Origin of the sequence: Globicatella sanguinis NBRC 15551 (assembly GCF_001552295.1) — a bacterium.
Taxonomy (GTDB): Bacteria; Bacillota; Bacilli; order Lactobacillales; family Aerococcaceae; genus Globicatella; species Globicatella sanguinis.
The window spans coordinates 1-613 of record NZ_BCQX01000250.1; the positions used below are offsets into that span (position 1 = coordinate 1).

The 613-nt window shown below is 50.7% G+C and carries 7 tRNA genes; all 7 read left to right on the forward strand.

The window, feature by feature from the left end:
• The first annotated feature begins 14 nt into the window (after window positions 1-14).
• The 7 genes from GSA01S_RS10400 to GSA01S_RS10430 all read left to right on the forward strand — a co-directional run bounded on the left by GSA01S_RS10400 (window position 15) and on the right by GSA01S_RS10430 (window position 598).
• Window positions 15-87, forward strand: a tRNA-Val gene (locus GSA01S_RS10400).
• A gap of 4 nt (window positions 88-91) precedes the next feature.
• Window positions 92-164: transfer RNA gene (locus GSA01S_RS10405), tRNA-Asp, on the forward strand.
• Window positions 165-167: 3 nt separating this feature from the next.
• A tRNA-Phe gene (locus GSA01S_RS10410) sits at window positions 168-240 on the forward strand.
• 12 nt (window positions 241-252) lie between these two features.
• Window positions 253-333 (forward strand) — tRNA-Tyr (locus GSA01S_RS10415).
• 23 nt (window positions 334-356) lie between these two features.
• Window positions 357-427 (forward strand) — tRNA-Trp (locus GSA01S_RS10420).
• A gap of 14 nt (window positions 428-441) precedes the next feature.
• Window positions 442-514, forward strand: a tRNA-His gene (locus tag GSA01S_RS10425).
• Between the two features lie 12 nt (window positions 515-526).
• Window positions 527-598, forward strand: a tRNA-Gln gene (locus GSA01S_RS10430).
• Window positions 599-613 lie beyond the last annotated feature (15 nt).

Consider the following 613-nt stretch of genomic DNA (forward strand, 5'->3'; position numbering starts at 1 on the left):
AAGAGAATAGACATGGAGGTTTAGCTCAGCTGGGAGAGCATCTGCCTTACAAGCAGAGGGTCAGCGGTTCGATCCCGTTAACCTCCATTCCGGTTCCGTGGTGTAGGGGTTAACATGCCTGCCTGTCACGCAGGAGATCGCGGGTTCAAATCCCGTCGGGACCGTATGGCTTGGTAGCTCAGTTGGTAGAGCATTTGATTGAAGCTCAAAGTGTCGGCGGTTCGATTCCGTCCCAAGCCATTATCATAAAGCGGAGGGATAGCGAAGTGGCTAAACGCGGCGGACTGTAAATCCGCTCCTTCGGGTTCGGCAGTTCGAATCTGCCTCCCTCCATAGGATAAGACCTAGAGGACGATAGGGACTTAGTTTAACGGTAGAACAACGGTCTCCAAAACCGTTAGTGTGGGTTCGATTCCTACAGTCCCTGTTAGGTGGATAATGGCGATTGTGGCGAAGTGGTTAACGCATCGGTTTGTGGCACCGACATTCGAGGGTTCGATTCCCTTCAGTCGCCTCTTTATATTATTGGGGTATAGCCAAGCGGTAAGGCAACGGACTTTGACTCCGTCATTCGTTGGTTCGAATCCAGCTACCCCAGTTTTTTATTTTATAT